The 19383-nt window shown below is 45.1% G+C and carries 18 protein-coding genes; 5 read left to right on the top strand and 13 right to left on the bottom strand.

Features of this window, described 5'->3' with window-relative positions; all coding sequences use genetic code 11:
* Positions 1–7 precede the first annotated feature (7 nt).
* The gene (gene grpE / locus ACLWBB_RS20500) at positions 8–544 is read right to left on the bottom strand and encodes a nucleotide exchange factor GrpE (protein WP_413289443.1); all 537 of its coding nucleotides are present in this window, start codon (positions 542–544) and stop codon (positions 8–10) included.
* Between the two features lie 74 nt (positions 545–618).
* Entirely contained in the window at positions 619–1794 is a 1176-nt protein-coding gene (gene hemW / locus ACLWBB_RS20495; RefSeq protein WP_413289442.1) for a radical SAM family heme chaperone HemW, read from the bottom strand.
* Between the two features lie 18 nt (positions 1795–1812).
* Between hemW and ACLWBB_RS20490 the strand changes: the two genes are divergently transcribed.
* The 5 genes from ACLWBB_RS20490 to ACLWBB_RS20470 all read left to right on the top strand — a co-directional run bounded on the left by ACLWBB_RS20490 (position 1813) and on the right by ACLWBB_RS20470 (position 7341).
* Positions 1813–4413 (top strand): M16 family metallopeptidase, encoded by a 2601-nt coding sequence (locus ACLWBB_RS20490; RefSeq protein WP_413289441.1) that lies wholly within the window; start codon positions 1813–1815, stop codon positions 4411–4413.
* Positions 4414–4629: 216 nt separating this feature from the next.
* Positions 4630–5139, top strand: a complete 510-nt coding sequence (locus tag ACLWBB_RS20485) for a hypothetical protein (RefSeq protein ID WP_413289440.1) — start codon at positions 4630–4632, stop codon at positions 5137–5139.
* Positions 5140–5178: 39 nt separating this feature from the next.
* Complete coding sequence (locus ACLWBB_RS20480; RefSeq protein ID WP_413289439.1) at positions 5179–5499, top strand: twin-arginine translocase TatA/TatE family subunit; 321 nt, start codon at positions 5179–5181, stop codon at positions 5497–5499.
* Positions 5496–6260, top strand: coding sequence for a twin-arginine translocase subunit TatC (gene tatC, locus ACLWBB_RS20475; RefSeq protein ID WP_413289438.1), 765 nt, complete (start codon positions 5496–5498; stop codon positions 6258–6260). The genes ACLWBB_RS20480 and tatC overlap by 4 nt, the downstream gene beginning before the upstream one ends.
* Positions 6261–6360: 100 nt before the next feature.
* Positions 6361–7341, top strand: a complete 981-nt coding sequence (locus tag ACLWBB_RS20470) for a hypothetical protein (protein WP_413289437.1) — start codon at positions 6361–6363, stop codon at positions 7339–7341.
* 3 nt (positions 7342–7344) lie between these two features.
* On the opposite strand, the gene ACLWBB_RS20465 is transcribed toward ACLWBB_RS20470, so the two are convergent.
* From ACLWBB_RS20465 to ACLWBB_RS20415, 11 genes are all read right to left on the bottom strand, one after another.
* Positions 7345–8319, bottom strand: a complete 975-nt coding sequence (locus ACLWBB_RS20465; RefSeq protein ID WP_413289436.1) for a TerC family protein — start codon at positions 8317–8319, stop codon at positions 7345–7347.
* Between the two features lie 11 nt (positions 8320–8330).
* Positions 8331–8864: an acetyl-CoA carboxylase biotin carboxyl carrier protein subunit gene (locus ACLWBB_RS20460; RefSeq protein ID WP_413289435.1), complete on the bottom strand. Its 534-nt coding sequence runs from the start codon at positions 8862–8864 to the stop codon at positions 8331–8333.
* A gap of 2 nt (positions 8865–8866) precedes the next feature.
* Complete coding sequence (gene accC, locus ACLWBB_RS20455) at positions 8867–10372, bottom strand: acetyl-CoA carboxylase biotin carboxylase subunit (protein ID WP_413289434.1); 1506 nt, start codon at positions 10370–10372, stop codon at positions 8867–8869.
* Between the two features lie 9 nt (positions 10373–10381).
* Complete coding sequence (locus ACLWBB_RS20450) at positions 10382–11944, bottom strand: acyl-CoA carboxylase subunit beta (protein WP_413289433.1); 1563 nt, start codon at positions 11942–11944, stop codon at positions 10382–10384.
* Between the two features lie 18 nt (positions 11945–11962).
* A complete protein-coding gene (asnS, locus tag ACLWBB_RS20445; protein ID WP_413289432.1) occupies positions 11963–13252 on the bottom strand; it encodes an asparagine--tRNA ligase in 1290 nt (429 codons plus the stop codon).
* A 103-nt stretch (positions 13253–13355) separates the two neighbouring features.
* Positions 13356–14600, bottom strand: a complete 1245-nt coding sequence (locus ACLWBB_RS20440; protein WP_413289431.1) for a S8 family peptidase — start codon at positions 14598–14600, stop codon at positions 13356–13358.
* Between the two features lie 139 nt (positions 14601–14739).
* Positions 14740–15402 carry a hypothetical protein gene (locus tag ACLWBB_RS20435; protein WP_413289430.1) on the bottom strand — a complete coding sequence of 221 codons (663 nt, stop codon included), beginning with the start codon at positions 15400–15402 and terminating at the stop codon, positions 14740–14742.
* An 8-nt stretch (positions 15403–15410) separates the two neighbouring features.
* Positions 15411–16226, bottom strand: coding sequence for a purine-nucleoside phosphorylase (locus ACLWBB_RS20430; RefSeq protein ID WP_413289429.1), 816 nt, complete (start codon positions 16224–16226; stop codon positions 15411–15413).
* A 9-nt stretch (positions 16227–16235) separates the two neighbouring features.
* On the bottom strand, positions 16236–17555 hold the full coding sequence (locus ACLWBB_RS20425) for a thymidine phosphorylase (RefSeq protein WP_413289428.1): 1320 nt from the start codon (positions 17553–17555) through the stop codon (positions 16236–16238).
* A gap of 12 nt (positions 17556–17567) precedes the next feature.
* Complete coding sequence (deoC, locus tag ACLWBB_RS20420; protein ID WP_413289427.1) at positions 17568–18233, bottom strand: deoxyribose-phosphate aldolase; 666 nt, start codon at positions 18231–18233, stop codon at positions 17568–17570.
* A gap of 60 nt (positions 18234–18293) precedes the next feature.
* On the bottom strand, positions 18294–19370 hold the full coding sequence (locus tag ACLWBB_RS20415) for a type IV pilus twitching motility protein PilT (protein ID WP_413289426.1): 1077 nt from the start codon (positions 19368–19370) through the stop codon (positions 18294–18296).
* Positions 19371–19383: the final 13 nt, after the last annotated feature.

Below are 19383 nucleotides of genomic sequence, written 5' to 3'. Positions count from 1 at the left end.
ATCTCCGTTATTCTGGCTTTTTCGCCACAACCACTTGTGCAGGACGAATAACTTTGTCATGCAGTTTATAAGCTTTTTTAAATACGCGAGAAACATAGCCTGGTGGAACTTCTGTTGTTGGCTCTGAGCTTAGAGCTTCCATAAAGTTAGGATCAAAAGCAGTGCCTTCAACCTTAACTTCGGTAACGCCATTGCGTTGCAGGACGTTCTTCAATTCGTTCGCCGTCATTTCAACGCCTTGAACATAAGTATTCAAAGTTTCTGCAGTCGCTTTTGTTTGCAGAGCACGCTCAAAATTATCCATCACACCAAGAGCGTCATTAATTATACGCTCGGCCCCATACTTGGTCGCCTCAGCGCGCTCTTTGATCGCATTGCGTTTATAATTCTCGAATTCCGCACGGAGGTAGAGATAATCGTTTTTATATTTTTCAGTTTGTTCTTGAAGCTTCTTGATCTCGGAAGAAACATCAAAAGAAGCATTTTCCTTTTGTTCATCAGAGGCCTGTTTGCCGTTTTGATCTGCTGGATTTTGCTCAGACACAAAAGACTCCTTATTCTTAAAGTGGGCACCAAGTTAAGATTGTGTACTCACTGAGAAAAGTCAATGTGACAGCACTAAATCTCGCCCTCTAAAAAGGTCAATTGGGCAAAGATCTGATTGCTGATAAGAATGCCCTCTTTAGTTAGGCACCAATGCTCTTTGTCATTCAGGAAAAGCCAGTTATTCTTCTGTAAACGATGCAGAATCGGCAGCACTTTTGCAGAGGTTTCTGTGGAAAACTTTGTTGTTAACTTCTCTGGGTCTAAACCTGTCATCATTCGCAGCGAAGTGTGGCAAAAATCAGTCAAAGATTGATGTTTATCGAGCTTCTCGAATTGTGCTTCTGGCAGGTGCGACGAGGGAAGTGAATAAGCATTGCCAGAACTTCCCAAGATTTGCTTTTCGTATTCGCCAATATTCGACAAGTTCCAATATCTTTGTCCCCAAGGCTCAGACTTCATGTAGGAATGAGCGCTCAAGCCTAGACCCCAATACTGATCGTCATTCCAGTACAGAATATTATGCCGGGATTCAAAACCAGGCAGGCTAAAATTCGAGATTTCGTATTGGTTAAAACCCTGAGTAGTCAGCTGTTCAGAAATCACTTCAAACATGGAGACTTGCTCGTCTTCGATAGGGCGGCCTTTTGACAAAGGATGTCCCTCGGGCACGGTCAGGCAATAGGGGCTAATGTGCTTAGCTCCTTGCTGAATGGCGATATCTACATCGCGCTTCAAACCCTCAAGAGTTTGTGAAGGCAAAGCAAAAAGAATATCAAAGCTGAAATTCAAATTATGGCGTCGAAGCAGGGCCAGGGTATCCAGAGTCTGCTGTGCATTGTGTTCACGATGAACCATCTTTAAAAGACGATCTTCAAAGGTCTGAGCTCCAACACTAAAGCGATTGACGCCCGCGTTAAGGTAGATCTCAAGCTTCTTTTCATCCACAGTGGCGGGATTGATTTCAAGTGTAATTTCCGTCTTGGGTCCAGTTGTAAACCCATGCTTTGCGAGCTCTTGAATAATAGCTACAATAAGCTCAGCAGGGATCAGGCTAGGAGTCCCACCCCCAAAGTACAAAGTGTCTAAGGGACGTGGCGGGTAGTAGCCTTTTTTCTGACGGATTTCTTCAAAAAGAAGTTCGACATACTTTTGCGGCGGAAGAATTTTGAATTGTTCATAGGTCGCAAAGTCGCAATATGTGCAACGCTGGATACAGTAGGGAATGTGAACGTAAATTCCAAAACTCATAGGAGCACTACTTAGGTTATGTCTAAAAAATTTCAACTAAAAAACGGCCTTAAAGTACTTTTGCTAGAATCTCACAAGTCTCCCGTGATTTCAGTACAAATGTGGGTAAAAACCGGCAGCGCCGATGAAAAAAAGAACGAAGAGGGCATTAGCCACTTTATTGAACATCTGGTTTTTAAAGGCACCCGTAAATACAAAGTCGGCGAGATTGCCGCTCAGGTAGAGGCTTCTGGCGGAGAGCTCAATGCCTATACCTCTTTTGACCAAACTGTGTTCTATGTAACAATCTCCAAACAATTCTCTGACGTTGGTTTGGATGTCATCAGCGAAATGATGGGCTTTCCAACCTTTGATGCCACTGAAATTGATAACGAGCGTGAAGTTGTTATTGAAGAAATCAAGCGCGGACAGGACAGCCTAAGCCGTGCGGGTAGCCAGATGATGTTCTCAAGTGTCTTTAAGGGTCATCCTTACGCGATTCCGGTCATTGGTTATGAGAAGAACATTCGTAAGTTCACACCAAAGAAAATCGCCGACTTCTTCCATTCGCGCTATGTTCCGCGCAATATGTTCCTTGTTGTTTCTGGTGATTTTGAATCTGCTGAAATGAAACAAAAGGTACAAAAGTACTTTGGCGAATTTAAAGATTACAAACTTCGCAAAACCACTCGTCCAAAAGTAAAACCGGTCAAAAAAACTCAAGTCAAAGTCGAAAAGTCTACGTTTGAGCAGACAGTTGCGTATTTGGCGTGGCCGGCACCTAATGTGAAGCATAAAGATGTTTCAGCACTCGAAGTGATGAGCCTGATTTTAGGTCAAGGCGATAGCTCGCGTTTAGTACATTCACTACGCTTGGAAAAACCGCTTACCAATTCGGTGGGTTCTTATGCGTTTACCCCTCAAGACGCCGGAGTATTGGCGATTTCGATGGGACTTAACGTTGAAAACCTGCAAGAGTCTTTAGCAAAAATCAAAGAGCACATCGTTGAAATTGTTAACAATCCGCCAAGCAAAACTGAAATGCAAAAAGCCGTTACGAATCTTGCAAGTGAGCAGATTTACTCGTTGGAAACGGTCGACGGCATTGCTCGTAAAGCAGGAACCCTCGAGTTCTATATGGGTGATCACGAATACTTTAAAAAGTATCTGAAGCAGCTTTATGCCCTAACCCCAGAAGACATTTCTCGAGTTGCTAAAAAATATTTTAGCGCCGACAACCTGACCGTCTGTGTGTTGAGCAAAACTGAAAATGAAAACATCAAGAAGACTTGCCAAGCGTTTACAAAAGATCTTAAGACAGCTCTCAAAGCCAAGCCTAGTAAGAAATCCAAACCTGTGAAGTTCAAGCCGCAAAAGCTTTCTTTGAAGACAACGGGCGGACCAGCTACAGATATCGAAGAAATTGCGATTGGTCCTGGCGTGACATTGTTGTTAAAGGCACAAAAAGAAACTCCGACTGTCTCTGTGCGTGCGGGATTCTTAGGTGGGCTGCGTGCGGAACCAACTACAACGCCAGGTCTTACAGAGATGTTCTCTCGTGTGTTAACTGGCGGGGGCAAAAAGTTTAACGAAACCGAGCTGAATCATAGAATCGATGAAATGGCTGCGGGCCTTGGCGCTTTTGCAGGCAGAAACTCGGTCGGCGTCAGCATGGACTATCTTTCAGTCTATGAAGAGAAAATGTTTGAAGTTTTCGAAGATGTTTTGACGGGACCGATTTTCCCGTCAGAAGTTCTCGAGCGCGAAAAAATGATTATCAAAAATCAGATCAAGTCTCGAAACGACAATCCGTCGCAGATTGCAGTTTTGCAATTCATGAGCACGCTCTTCGACGGACATCCGTATTCGCGCGACATGATGGGCAGCCAAGAAAGTGTTGATAAAATTCAGACACAAAACCTTCGCGACTATTATGAGAAAATCATTGCAGGACGTAACCTTACACTAACTGTAGTGGGTGATTTTGATAGAAGCTTCTGGGTGGATCAGGCTAAGAAGCTTGCGCAAAAGCTTCCTCAAGGAGAGAAATTTGAAAGCAGCTTCCCTTTGAAGCCGCTTAAACAAGAACACTATCTTTATCAGGAATCCAAAAAAGAACAAAGCCATGTCATCATGGGCGTACGCGGTCTTACGATTACAGATGAAGAGCGCTATCAGCTTGAGGTCATTCAATCGATCTTGTCGGGCCAAGGCGGAAGGCTCTTTATCGAGCTTCGTGATAAAAACTCGCTGGCCTACTCTGTGGCACCTATGCGTATGGAAGGCCTCGAGACCGGATATTTCGGTGCATACATTGGTTGTTCTCCGGAAAAGGTGAAGAAAGCAATTAGTATGTTAAAAGCGGAATTCCAAAAACTTGTGGACACGAAAGTGCCAGAGCAAGAGCTTCTGCGGGCGCAACGATATATTGTTGGTCGTCACGACATCGATTTGCAAAGAAAGAGTGCGATCAGCAATAGCATTCTCTTTGATAGAATTTACGGTTTAGACCCGCGCGAAGGTCTAGATGTCGCCGAGAAGTATTTCTCTGTGAAAGCCGCGGATTTACAGGCTTTGGCAGCGAAACTTTTTAAGCAACATTTCGTTGTGAGCGTAGTTGGTCCGCAGAATCCATTTTAAGAGACTTTAAGCCCAAGGTCTTAGAAGCTGATAAATTTTGGCGTTGTGCCAAAAGGAATCTGCTATAATAAGACAAGAGGGTGTTGCTTGTCTCAAAATGAGTCAAAGAATCAGACAACCAATTTGTTTATATCCCCCGGGGATTTTTTCAAAGATCTCGTGCGGCAAGGTTTTGCTCAGAGAAAAATTGAAACCTATCCCCACGTAGAATCCTATATGGTGCACCTTCTTCAGCACTATCTAGACGCCAAAAATCTTTTTGATCCAGAGTTTGATGAAGCCGGTCGCAAGGTTCCAAAAACTTTGGCAGAAATGTATCTGCATGCAAATAGTTCTGACGATGAATCCGTAAAAGTAGAGCTTCTAAAAAAGCTTGGTGATCGTTCGCTCTATGTCAGCGGTTTTTTCGGGGACTCTCTTCAGAGAAAAATAGTTGATGTGGATTACTATGTGAACATGGGCGGAGCTGCCTATGCGACACTGGCAGGCTGTGTTCGTGAGGATGTTTCCATCCAGGTCTACACAACCATTTCTAGACGATTTGTGGATTTTGTCGATGTGCTAACTTATATCAGCCACAGTTCGTTTATTAACAGCAACGAAAGCGTTCTTCGACTTTACGACAAATATATGACTACTGGTTCGGAACTGGCCCGGGAAAAACTCACTGAAATGGGGGTTTTACCTCTGACCCAGGACCAAACCAAGCGCATACGACAGTATTAAACGCGTGACTGTCACAACCCCTTTAGCTATGCTGGGCTCATGTTTGGTTTGAGCTTACCGGAAATTATATTCTTAGCGATATTGGCTTTAGTGGTCATTGGCCCTAAGCAGTTACCGGAAGTGGCTCGCACTCTTGGACGTGTTCTGAACGAGTTGCGCCGTGCCTCTTCTTCTCTGACAGAGGAATTTCGTCAGCACGTGAAGATTGATCCTATTCGCCTCGAAGATCCGAAGCCACAACCACCAGAAACGCCACATGCCCCAATGCCTCTTCAGGCAGATCAAGTTTTTGACAATGGGACAACAGAGGCCTCAGCTCAAACTGATGACTCCAAAAACTCTGAAGTGAAAAAATCATGATTGAAACTCAAGAGCAAAGAGACGAAAAGCACCAAACCCTTGTGGAGCACTTAGGCGAGCTTCGAGTTCGCGTCGTGTATTGCGGCTATGCTCTGATTATCGCAACCCTTGCATGTTATTCTATCAGCGAGAAAATTTTTGATTTCGTAAGAGCTCCGATCGCGCCTTATTTGCAAGGTGGTGGTTTGGTGTTCACGGGGCCGATGGATAAGTTCGTGGCCCATCTTAAGCTCTCTTTAGTTTGCGGTATTATTATTTCGTGTCCGTTCTGGCTTTATCAGATTTGGTTGTTCGTAGCGCCAGGCCTATACGCTAAAGAAAAGAAATACAGTGTTGGTTTTATCTTCGCTGGAACAGGGCTTTTCTTGCTAGGCGTGGCCTTCTCATACTTTGTAGTGCTGCCAATGGCGTTCCACTTCTTGATGAATTATGGCGGAGACGTCGATAAGCCAATGATCACTATTGATCACTACATGGGGTTCTTTACGCAAATTTGCCTGGTATTCGGGGCCGCATTTGAAATGCCTTTGATAATTATTATTCTGGGAATGATGGGCGTAGTTACTCAAGCATTCCTGCGCGAGAAGCGCCGTTATGCCATCATGACTATTGCAGTAATTTCGGCAATCATCACGCCGCCAGATCTTTTGAGCATGGTTTTAATGTTAATTCCAATGTGCCTTCTTTTTGAGATCGCAGTTTTCTTTGTCGGCTTCTTCGAAAAGAAGAAAACCCTGGCAGCTGTCAACGAGCGCGAATAAGCACGTCTGGTTTTTGTCACCACAAATTCACGGCTAAAACACAATCTTAAATAAACTGTCTTAACTCTTCTTCTACAATCTTAGGTTTGGAGGGGGAGTTATGAACGTATTGCAAAAGCTCATTGGCGTAATGGGGATCATCTTTGCGTCTGCAAGTGCGCAGGCTTATATCTATGAGTCCGCATTCTACAACTTAGGTAAAGACTATCTTCGACAAGTGGGACGACTAGGAACTGACAACCTACGAAGTCTGCCTAGCGGAGAAAGAGAAAAATGCCAAAGTCGATACGAAAGAATTCTGAACGATGGCGTGATAGATATTCGAATTATTATTGGATACTTTGATTGGACGACGGGGTCGCAAATCTATTCAAGCGGGCGTAACTATGGTTACAGTCCCTCGATTGACCCAGGTGCCTACAGAGCTCTTCGCGAAATTATCACTTCAAGATGTCCTGGCGAGGCCGAGTTCTGTGAGTTTTCTGCGGACGGGCCTTACAAATATTCCAAGTCCGTGATCAATCAAGGTAGACGTTACCTAGCGCGAGTAGAAATCGTTTTTGCTTCGGTGTCTGAATACTATTCCGCGAACACAGGCCGCTATTCCAGCGAACAGCAACAGCGCTCGCAAGCCGCACTGGCAGCATTTAATAGCGCCCTTAAAAACGCCGATGCGGTTTTCTATTTCGGTCATTCTCGTAATGGGGGTGGGCCTGATTTCAATCCGCCGATCTTCAAACCCGGTACCAACAAAGTGGACTATAGCGGCTATTACAAACCGCAAAGACCGGGCTATAGAAAGCTGATTTCGGTTCTTTCTTCAAGCGACAGAAAACCAAGTATTTTGGGGCTGATGTCTTGTGACTCAAGAGACCACTTTTTGTCGGGGCTTAAGAAGGTGGCGCCACGTATGGGTGTGATTTCTTCGAAGGATGTATTGAAGGTGGATGGCGTTTATACAGCTCTTATCGGAGCTTCAGATGCAATTCTAAGAGGCCAATGCCAAAGAGGTTTTTTAGAGTCCATTCGTAGAACATCATTTAATCGACAGTACATAACTATGGATAGAATGTTTGAATAAGACTTAGCGCTTGGGTTTGATGAGGACAGAGGCGATCACCGAAGTCCCAATCAAACCCGCAATAATTGCTAATGACCAAAGGATTGGAAATTTTCCGCCAAAAAGGTCATTCAACCAAATCATTTTAAGACCCACAAAGATCAAAACTGCAGCGAGGCCGTATTTAAGTAAGTGAAACTTATCTAAGACCCCAGCCAACAAGAAATACAAAGCGCGCAGGCCTAAAATAGCAAAGATGTTAGAGGTAAACACAATCAGTGGCTCGTTGGTAATTGCAAAAATAGCAGGGACCGAGTCCACGGCAAAAACAATGTCAGTGATCTCCATAAAGACAAGGCTGATAAACAGAGGCGTAGCGCACCAGCGGCCACCGTCTTTCACAAAAAAGTGATCTTCATGAAAACTGTCCGTGATAGGAATGTGATTCTTTAAAAAACGAATCAGCCAGTTTTTTGAGGGATCGATTTCTTCAATCTTTTGTACGGTCATGCGCACGCCGGTGATCAGCAAGAAAACACCAAAAAGGATTACGACAGCGTGATATTGCATCAGCACAGAACCGAGTGCGATAAAGATCGCACGAAAGACGAGCGCGCCAAGAATGCCAAAGAAGAGCACACGATGCTGATATTTCGGAGGAATACAAAAGAACTTAAAGACCACGACAAAGACAAAGATGTTATCGATAGAAAGAGATTTCTCGATCAAATAGCCTGTTAGAAATTCTAAACTGACTTGATGAGCGACAGAGCGATCTTCAGCAAATTGATGGAGAGTATAAAAGTACAGTCCTAAATTGAAGAGAAGTGCGAGAGAGATCCAAACAACAGACCAGATGGCGGCTTCTTTAAAGCCCACGGTGTGGGCCCTTTTATGAAAGACCCCCAGATCGAGGGCCAGCAAACCAATAACAAATCCGATAAAGCTTAAGTAAAGCCACCAGTATTCTGTAAAAGGATACAGGAGGCCTTGTTCCACGACAGAACTCCTTACTCTTTAGGCTCCTCGAACTTAATGAGGACAGCGCCGGTTTCTACGCTATCTCCTTGCTTGCAAAGAATTTCCTTAACTCTTACGTCGCGAGAAGATCTCATCTCATTTTCCATCTTCATCGCTTCCATAATAAGGAGTGGTTTATTCGCTTTCACGATATCGCCAGGCTTGACGAAAATTTCAATAATTTTCCCTGGCATACCAGCCTTAAGCTCTTCATCACCACCGAATCCGCCGCCTTTCTTCAAAGATTCATGCAAAAGCATTTCATCATTGAAGATCTTGATGTTACGGAACGAGTTTCTGGTAAACACGGTATATTCTGTGTCTTTTCCCAGAACATCTATCAGGAAAGACTTTCCTTCGAAAAGAAAGCTTACGTACTCTTCGGCGAATTTATAGTCGTTTTTTGAGATGTCATAGTGAACCCAGTCCTTGCCTTCAGGTTGCAAGGAAACCTTCCAGCTTGTTCTGTGCTCAGTAACATCGACTTTGTATTTGCGGCCTTTTAGCTCTGCTTCGAAATACATGATTATGTCCTTAATTGAAGTTTACGGCCTGTGCGTTTCCAGTTTGAAGTAATATTCAACTGGCGCACGTCCTTGGATTTACGATCGTTGAAGGCCGTGATGGCCGCAGCGATCAAGAACATTGGGTCGTCGATTTCTTTGAAAAGCAAAGGTTCGATAACTTCAAAGTTCTTTTCAATGAATTGAGTCGTATAAGAACCATCACGGAATTTTGGGTGATCCAAGATCGTTTTATGAAGAACGATATTGGTCTTAATTCCCGTCAGGACAAACTCTGTCAAAGCTCTTTGCATACGATCAATCGCTTCATCGCGAGTTTCACCAAAGGTGATTACTTTTGCGATCATTGGATCGTAGTAAATTGGAACTTCGTAGCCAGGGTAGGCGTAAGAGTCTACACGCAAGCCAGGACCTTGTGGGTGACGGCAAGCGCGAATAACGCCAGGGCTTGGTTTGTAAGTAATAGGATCTTCCGCACAGATACGCGCTTCAATCGCATGACCCTTTTGTTTGATGTCTTCTTGTTTGAAGCTCAAAGGGCGGCCAGAAGCTACGAAGATCTGTTCTTTCACCAAGTCGTAACCCGTGACGATCTCTGTAATGGGATGTTCTACTTGCAGACGAGTATTCATCTCCATGAAGTAGAAATCTTTGGTGGTGTTGTCGAAGATGAACTCAATTGTTCCAGCGCCCACGTAGTTGATTTGCTTGGCAGCGCGTACGGCCGCAGCTCCCATTTTCAAACGAACTTCATGAGGGACAGACGGAGAAGGACATTCTTCGATAATCTTTTGGTTACGACGTTGAACAGAGCATTCACGTTCGAATAAGTGAACGTGATTGTTGTGTTTGTCTCCGAAAACCTGGATTTCAATGTGTTTTGGATCGTTAATGAACTTCTCAAGGTATACGGTCGGATTTGCGAAGTAGTTCTGACCTTCAGAGCGGCAAGCGCGGAAAGCACTTTCCATCTCGTCCATCTTACGAACAATACGCATCCCCTTACCACCACCACCAGCAGTTGCTTTAATGATGATTGGTAGGCCGATTTTTTCAGCGATTTTCAACGCGTCTTCGACGCTTTCAACTCCGCCGTCACTACCTGGAACTGTCGGAACACCCGCAGCTTTCATCAACGCCTTAGAAGAAATTTTATCCCCCATGGCATCGATGTTTTCAGGTGTAGGACCAATGAAGTTAATTCCGGCTTCCTTACAAGCTTTGGCAAACGTCGTATTTTCAGACAAGAAGCCATAGCCTGGGTGAATAGCATCAACGCCCGCGGTTTTCGCAACCTCGATGATTTTGCGGTAGTTCAAATAGCTTTCTTTCGAAGGAGACGGACCAATGTGGTAAGCCTCGTCGGCCAAGAACACATGAAGACTGTCGCGATCGGCATCGCTGAATACGGAAACAGAAGTGATTCCAAGCTCGCGGCACGCACGAATAATGCGAATCGCGATCTCTCCTCTGTTTGCGATCAGAATCTTATTAAAAGGTTTCTGCATACAAAACTCCTACAGAGGAATGTTGCCGTGTTTTTTCGCCGGCATCACATCACGTTTATTTTTGAGCATCTCAAGAGAATCGATGATTCTCTTACGAGTCAAAGCAGGTTCGATTACTTCATCTGTGTAACCAAGTTCCGCAGACACATAAGGATTGCTGAATTTTGCTTCGTACTCTGCTGTTAAGCGTGCGCGCTCAGCCGCCGGGTCTTTTGCTTTCGCAATCTCTTCACGAGAAATAATGCTAACGGCTCCGTCAGCACCCATTACTGCGATTTCCGCAGAAGGGTAAGCCAAGTTTACGTCAGAACGAAGAAGCTTAGAGCCCATAACGATATAAGCACCACCGTAAGCTTTACGAGTAATCACAGTGATCTTAGGAACAGTAGCTTCAGCGTAAGCGTACAAGAGTTTCGCACCGTGAGTGATGATGCCATTCCACTCTTGATCTTTACCAGGCAAGAAGCCTGGAACGTCAACGAAGCTAACAACTGGAATGTTGAAAGAATCACAGAAACGGATGAATCGAGCAGCTTTACGAGAAGCTTCGATATTCAAGCAACCAGCAAGAATGTTCGGTTGGTTCGCAACGATACCGACGCTACGGCCGTTAAAGCGTGCAAAACCCACGATCACGTTCTGTGCATAGTGCTTATGAACTTCCAAGAAGTAACCTTCATCCACGCACTCAGTGATGACGTTGAGCATGTCGTAAGGTTTCTTTGGATTATCAGGAATCATTGTATTTAAAGCCTCTACCAAACGATCTGGGCGATCTTTGGTTGGCAATGTCGGAGCATCATCCAAGTTGTTAGATGGAACGAAGCTCAAAAGCTCGCGAATCATAAGCAAGCAATGCTTGTCATCGTTAGTCGCGAAGTGAGCAACACCTGATTTTGATGAGTGAGTTGTTGCTCCACCAAGATCTTCTTTAGTTACATCTTCGTGAGTTACAGTCTTGATAACATCAGGACCTGTTACGAACATGTAGCTTGTATTTTTCACCATGAAGACGAAGTCCGTGATGGACGGAGAATAAACCGCACCACCCGCGCAAGGACCCATGATCGCAGTGATTTGCGGCACAAGGCCTGAACACATCACGTTGCGAGTAAAGATGTCCGCGTAGCCACCAAGAGATTCAATACCCTCTTGAATACGCGCGCCACCAGAGTCATTCAAAGAAATGAAAGGTGCACCGTTCTTAGCAGCCAAATCCATTACTTTGCAGATTTTATTAGCTTGTGTACGAGACATAGTTCCACCGATCACGGTGAAATCTTGGCTGGAAACATAAACGAGTTTTCCGTTTACGCGGCCATAACCAGTGACGACGCCATCACCAGGAACTACGTTTTTTTCCAAACCGAAGTTTGTGCAACGATGAGTAACAAAACGATCCATCTCGACGAAGCTTCCTGGGTCCAAAAGGATATCCAGTCTTTCACGAGCTGCAAGGCGACCGCCTTGCTTGTGTTTTGCAATACGATTAGCCCCGCCGCCTTGCATAGCTTGTTCGTTTCTGCGCTCAAGCTCAGACAGACGTTGTTGTAGAGAGTTAGTTTCTTCCATGTATTCTCCAGTTAGTTTTTAAGGATAAGAACGACCGTAAAGGCGAGGGAATGGAATAGTCTCGCGAATGTGAGGCAATCCACAGATCCAAGCCACAGTTCTTTCAAGGCCCAAGCCGAAACCGCTGCTAGGAACAGAGCCATAGCGACGGACATCGAGGTACCAAGCGAAGTCAGCTTCTTTCAAACCATGTTCTTTAATTTTACGAAGAAGAGTTTCGATGCTCTCTTCGCGTTGACCGCCACCGATCATTTCGCCGTAACCCTCTGTTGCCAAAAGGTCAGAGCCCATCGCATATCCTGGATCTTTCGGATCTTCTTTCATGTAGAAAGCTTTCACCGCAGCAGGGTAGTGATGTACGAACACAGGCTTGTCAAATTTTGAAGAGACAATCGTTTCATCCGGAGCACCGAAGTCGTCGCCCACGATGAAGTTTGGATTTTCTTTCAAAATGATTTCCACTGCTTCTTTGTAGTGAAGCTTCGGGAATGGAGCGATGATCGGAGACAATTTACTTGTGTCACGCTCAAGCGCCTTCAATTCATCAGCACGGTTTTTCAAAACACGTTGAACGATGTACTCAACGAATTGTTCAGCAAGCTCCATGTTGTCGTACATGTCATTGAAAGCCACTTCAGGCTCAACCATCCAGAACTCGATCAAGTGACGACGAGTTTTAGACTTCTCAGCACGGAACGTCGGACCGAAGCAATACACTTTACCGAAAGCACGAGCTGTCGCTTCCATGTAGAGCTGACCTGATTGAGAAAGATAAGCCTTTTCGTCGAAGTATTGAGTTTCAAATAAATTCGAAGTGCCTTCGCACGCAGCTGGCGTGAAGATCGGAGCGTCTGTCAGTGTGAAGCCTTTGCCATCAAAGAAATCGCGAATCGCTGCGATAATCTCTGCGCGCACGCGCAAGATCGCGTGTTGGCGTTTAGAGCGGATCCAGAGATGACGGTTGTCCATCAAGAAATCTGTGCCGTGCTCTTTCGGAGTGATAGGATAGTTCTCAGCCTTGCCGAGAAGCTCCGCTTCGCTCACGCCGATTTCGAATTCACCTTTACGTTTTGGATGCTCACGAACCACACCAACAACGCGGACCGAGCTTTCTTGGCTCATTTGATCAAACAAACCGTAAGCGGCCTCACCGCAATCTGCGAGGAAGAAAATGCATGGAACTATGCCAGTGCCATCACGCAATTCTAGAAACTTTACTTTACCAGATGAGCGGGTGTTGTAGACCCAACCTTTGAGCTCTACTTTTTGACCCACATAATCTTTTAGATCAGAGATATAATACCTCATGCGAAACCCTTTCCAAAAGAACTTGAAAGAGGGTTTTTACCATGAGGATAGGCTGAATCTCACTTGAAATAGTGGACGCGCAGCAATGGCTTACGGCGCTGCGCTATGGAACTAATTTACGAAGTTCTTCGAGGGCTTTTCGTACATTCAAGCGACCCAAAGTTTGGACTTTATACTGACGAGCAGGATCGACATCGACGGATCGCAACAAAGCGGTCTTCACCTCAACAGCGGTTGCTTGGGGACGATCGCTCCACAATAAAGCGGCGGCGCCAGTCACAAAAGGGGCTGCCATCGACGTTCCACTCATGTAGCCAACGCGTTTATTGGTAATAGTGCTCAAGATGTCGACTCCAGGAGCAGCTAAATGAACCAAGTGAAATCCACTATTTGACCAATGAACCATCATGTCTGAAGGGGTGCCGGCAGCAACGGTAATTTGATTAGCCATATTAAACGCCGCTGGATAATCCGGAGAGTAATCAAGGTCTGTGCCCTCATTGCCCGCAGCCACCACAACCAAGATGCCCTTATTGTTCAGCTCAACAAATGCATTTTGCAAAGACTGCATGCAAGGAGCACCACCCCAGCTGGCATTAATGATTTTTACACCACGAGTGCTGACGTATTGCAGAGCCAAAATAGCGTCACCAATCGAGCCACCATTTTCACCATCAATAAATGGTGCCGGGACAATTTTTGCCTGTGGAGCCATGCCTTTGACGTAACCCTTTGTGGAATCTGCCGCAATAATACCGGCAACGTGGGTTCCATGATCGCTGACGGCCGTACCAGTTCCAGGGTTGGAAATGAAAGTGAAGCCAGCATAGTCGTCGATGTAGCCATTTTTATCGTCATCAATTCCGTTTCCAGGGATCTCGGCCGTATTATAATCGATATTAGACCAGAGTTGCGGATGAGTCGTGTCGACGAAAGAGTCGATCACACCCACTTTTATATTTTGCCCGAAAACGTTTTCGCCCCAAACACTCGAGGCCTCAATCATATCTTGACCCCAATAATCTGTGGGATCCACATCAGCAAGTTTAACGATATCTGTATTACGCTCGAACTGCACAACGCGATCGTATTCCACTTTGCGCACGTTCTTGAGATTTGGTTCTAGAAAATCTTTTTTGAATTTGTCGACAGTTGTTGCCGTTTCCACTGTGAAGTGGCCATCTTCCCACTGAACAATGTAGCGATTTTGCAGAGCTTTTCCAGCACATGCGGCCTGGCTTCCGTAGTCTGCTTCATTGAAAACAGAAGTCGTTGTTTTAGGGCTGCACGCAGCAAGAGATATAAGAGTAAGAATGATCGTACCGACCGAACGAAATCCAACGTCCATGTTGTCTCCCGAGGAACTGTACTTGTCCCATCAGTAGGACAAAACATACGGAATTCCTCGGTTAGCTCATCGGCGTATTTTGAATTTTATATAGTCTTGGAACGAGACAACTGGACCTAAGTCGACACTCAGTCGCGTTTTAAATGATGGCGGCTTGCTCGATACAAACGAGACCCGCCACTTGCTTGTTTTTATACAGGGGAGCAATGAATTTCATGAAGAAATTCAAAGTAATTTTTTCGCGAGAAATAGATTCCGCAACAATATGGTGGGGAAGAGGCGAGCTCAAGCCTTCCGGATACTTTTTAGCATACAACTCATCAACCATTGCGACGATTGCACTAGATACTTCGGATTCCCGACGGAACAGGCGATACCACTCTAAACAAAAGAGTTCTTCTAAAGTATAAGAACACAAATCGAAGAACTCCAAATTGCGGAAGACCTGAACTTGTTCAGAATTGTAGATCTCGACGATGTCACCATCACCGATAGTTTCTAGAAGATTCGAAGTGGGAACTAAACCAAATTTAGAAAGAGCACGCCATGTGAATCTTTTGCTATCACGTAAGGGCTGGCCTTCAGAAAGTTGTTCTGAGCAAAGCTCGTAGTAGCCCTCAAGACGTTCAACCGCTGTGCGTTTTTGCTCTTCGTTGAGTTGTGAAAAGTAAGGAAGACCTTCTAAGTAAGCCTGATTCTTCACGCCTTCTTTCGACAAGAGTTCGATCAATTTTGTCGATGCGGTCGCAAACTGATTTTCAAGCTGTGTATTAAACGACTGAACTTTTCTTCCAACGTGCATGCAAACCCCTAGATGGATTGTACAAATTCTTTCAGGAAGCCAGTGAACTGCTTTTCCACTTGTTTAGCTGTATCAGTTACTTCCTGATGCGATAGTTTCTGGCGAGAAATTCCCGCCGCCAAATTCGTAATGCAGCTGAGGGCCGCAACACGAAGACCCAAGTGATTTGCAGCAATCACTTCAGGTACAGTACTCATACCCACAGCTTTTCCGCCAATGAGTTTCAAATAACGAACTTCCGCTGGAGTTTCATAAGTAGGGCCGCTGACACCGCAGTAAATACCTTTGTGGTAACGAACTTGCTGCTTTTGAAAGATTTGTTCCATCTTTTCGATAAGATTTTTGTCATATGCTTCCGTCATATCCGGAAAACGAGGGCCAAGTTCTTTAATATTCGGGCCCATCAAAGGATTTGTACCCATGAGATTGATATGATCTTCGATGATCATGAACTCGCCAGCCTGCATCGTTTCGCCGAAGCCGCCCGCAGAGTTGGTTAAGATCAAAGACTCAATTCCCAAAAGGGCTACTGTTCTGGTTGGGAAAACCACAGTTTCCATACTGTGACCTTCGTAGTAGTGATTACGTCCTTGAAGAACGACGACAGACTGAGAGCCCACTTTACCGAAAATCAAATTTCCTTGATGGCCTTCAACAGTCGTTGGCATGAAGTAGGGGATTTCATGATAAGGAATAGTATGTTCGACTTCGATTTCTTTTACGAAAGCTCCAAGACCCGAACCTAACGTAATTCCGACGCGAGGTTTGTTAGGAGCGATAGAGCGAATGTATTTTACTGTTTCTGTGAGCTTTTGAAATACCATAAATCTCCTCTAGACCAGAGCTTTCAGTATCAAACTCGGACTTGGCGGTTTTTGCAAGGATATATTCACCGACGACTTTAAGAGTGGAAACGCTGATTGCATGAGTTCCAAATCGTCTCCGTGCAGAGTATAAATCGGATCGCCAGCTTGAACGGCATCACCAACTTTGACATGAAACTCAATGCCCGCAGTCGGAGCAATGACATCGGTGACGACTGCGCGACCGGCTTTAAGGATAATACCTGCAACACCAATTGATTCCGTGTTGAATGTGCTTACAAAACCCGCTTTTTCCGCAGGTACTACAAATTTGTGTTTTGGCTTTGGCAACGCTGCTAAATTTCCGCCATGGATCGAGCAAAGTTCTTCAAACTTTTTGTAGGCGCGGCCAGAAGATAACAAATCGCAAGCAAGTTCATACGCCTCTTCTGCAGTTTTAGTTTTTCCAGCCATATGTAGCATATGCGCTGATAACCACAAGCTGAGCTCGCGAGTGTCGTGATAAAGATCATAGCCCGCAGCCGACTTGTACACTTTGCCTTGCATGATATCCACACACTCTTCCACTTCGAGGGAATTTCCCGCGTAGCGACCGAGCGGCTGATCCATATTGGTCAGCAACGTTACGACTTTTTTGCCATAACCTTTTGCGATGCTCATCAATTTAAGACCAAGCTCTTCAGCATCTTCGGCCTTTTTCATGAAAGCACCAGAGCCAAACTTTACATCAAGCACTAAGCCATCAATACCCTCAGCGATTTTCTTCGACATGATACTGGCACAAATCAAAGGCAGACTTTCAATCGTGGCAGTGACATCGCGAAGAGCATAGATTTTTTTATCAGCAGGGCAGATCTCTTTAGTTTGACCAATAAAACAGATTTTGTGTTTTGCAACGAGCTTCTTAAAAGTTTCAAGATCCAACTGAGTGTTAAATCCAGGAATACTTTCAAGCTTATCTAAGGTTCCACCCGTGTGACCAAGACCGCGGCCCGAGATCATTGGGACCGGAACGCCGGCGGCGGCAACAATAGGCCCAAGAATCAAACTGGTTTTATCACCGACGCCACCTGTAGAGTGCTTGTCGACTTTGAAATCTGGGATGTGCGAGAAATCGACAACCTCACCAGAATGAAGCATGGCTTTTGTCAGAGACAAAGTTTCTTCTGTTGTCATGCCTTTAAAGAAGATCGCCATGAGTAGGGCAGACATTTGGTAGTCAGGAATGCGACCGCGTGCATAGCCAAGAATAAACTCTTCGATTTCTTCGAAGCTCAGGGCTTTGCCATTGCGTTTGGACTTAATAACTTCAGCAGGAAGAAAAGACATTATTAGGACCCTCTAGTAACCACTTGTGGCTGTTTGATTTTTTACAAGTTGCACGCCGGAGCTTGTGCCAAGGCGAGTAGCGCCAGCGCGAATCATCGCTTCGGCGGTAGCCTGATCGCGAACGCCACCGCTGGCTTTCACCTGCAAAGCATCGCCCACAACGGATTTCATTAATTGCACATCTTCAACTGTTGCGCCACCACCATTAAAACCGGTGCTGGTTTTTACAAAATGTGCCTTTGCGTCTTTGCTGAGCTGGCACGCCATAATCTTTTCGTCGTGGTTTAGTAACGAAGTTTCAATAATGACTTTCACTGTGCGACCTTGTGCTGCTTCGACAACTTTTTGAATATCCGTACGTACGTAGTCATATTGATAAGATTTCAGTGCGCCGATTTGAATAACCATATCGATTTCATCAGCACCATTTTCAACGGCCCACTTAGTTTCAAAAGCTTTTGCAGGAGTGCTCATTGCGCCCAAAGGAAAACCAACAACAGCGCAAACCTTGACGGAAGATCCTTTAAGAAGTTCTTTGCATAGTGGAACAAAGCTGGTGTTTACACAGACGCTGAAAAACCGATTCTCGAGAGCCTCTTTGCAAAGCTGACGAATCTGCGATTCGGTGGTTTCCGGTTTCAAAATCGTATGGTCAATGTATGAGGCAAGATTTTTCAAAAAAGAACCTCCCAATCGTTACTTGGGAGGTTATCTAGGCTTTACATGAAAGTCAAAAAACTAACCTACTTTGGTACCGCCGCCGGGGCTTGCCATTGTCGTATCGCCTTCTTTACCAAGGAAAGTTTTTGCATCGTGAGCAGACACTTTTCCTTTTTTGACCAAGTCCTCGATGTATTTTTCGAAGAGGATCATACCGCTTGAAGAGCCGGTCTGCATTGCAGAAGGAATTTGATGGATTTTGCTTTCGCGAATTAAGTTCCCGATCGCTTTGGTATTTCTCATAATCTCGTATGCAGCAATACGGCCTTGACCATCAGCGCGAGTAAACAGAGTTTGGGCGATAACTCCACGCAAGCTCTCTGCAAGCATCGTTCTGATTTGCTGCTGCTGACCAGATGGGAAAACGTCAATGATACGGTCAATAGTTTTTGCCGCACTGTTGGTGTGAAGCGTACCAAACACGATGTGTCCCGTTTCTGCGGCAGTCAGTGCCAAAGAAATAGTTTCAAGGTCACGCAACTCACCCACGAGTAAGATATCCGGATCTTCACGAAGCGCCGCTTTAAGCGCGTTGGCAAAAGACTTTGTATGACTTCCTACTTCACGTTGGTTGATCAGAGATTTAATATTTGGATGCACGAATTCGATCGGGTCTTCAACCGTGATAATGTGAGCTTCGCGAGTCGCGTTGATATGATGGATCAGTGACGCTAGGGTTGTGGATTTTCCAGAACCCGTTGGACCCGTAACCAACACCAAACCTTTTTCACAATCAATTACGTCCATAATTGCCGGAGGCAAATTAAGCTCTTGAGCTGTTTTGATTTTTTCTGGAATGATACGGAAAACGGCGCCAAGACCTTTACGCTGCATGAAGATGTTGCAACGGAAACGACCGACTCCTTGCAGAGTGTAAGCGCAATCGAGTTCCCATTTCTCAATAAAAGATTTTTTTTGCTTTTCGCTCAGAATTTCAAAGATTAAACCTTGCACATCCTGGCTGGATAGCTCACGGTAATTCAAAGCGATCATATTTCCATGAAGACGGAGGTAAGGCGGAGCTCCACTTGTGATGTGAAGATCTGATGCGCCTTGGTCGACCATCAATCGGAATAATTCATCTATTGTTGCCATGAGGACCCTTTCA

The sequence above is a fragment of the Bdellovibrio sp. HCB337 genome, assembly GCF_047302465.1.
GTDB lineage: Bacteria > Bdellovibrionota > Bdellovibrionia > Bdellovibrionales > Bdellovibrionaceae > JACMRP01.
This window is presented reverse-complemented; position numbering and strand designations above follow the sequence as displayed.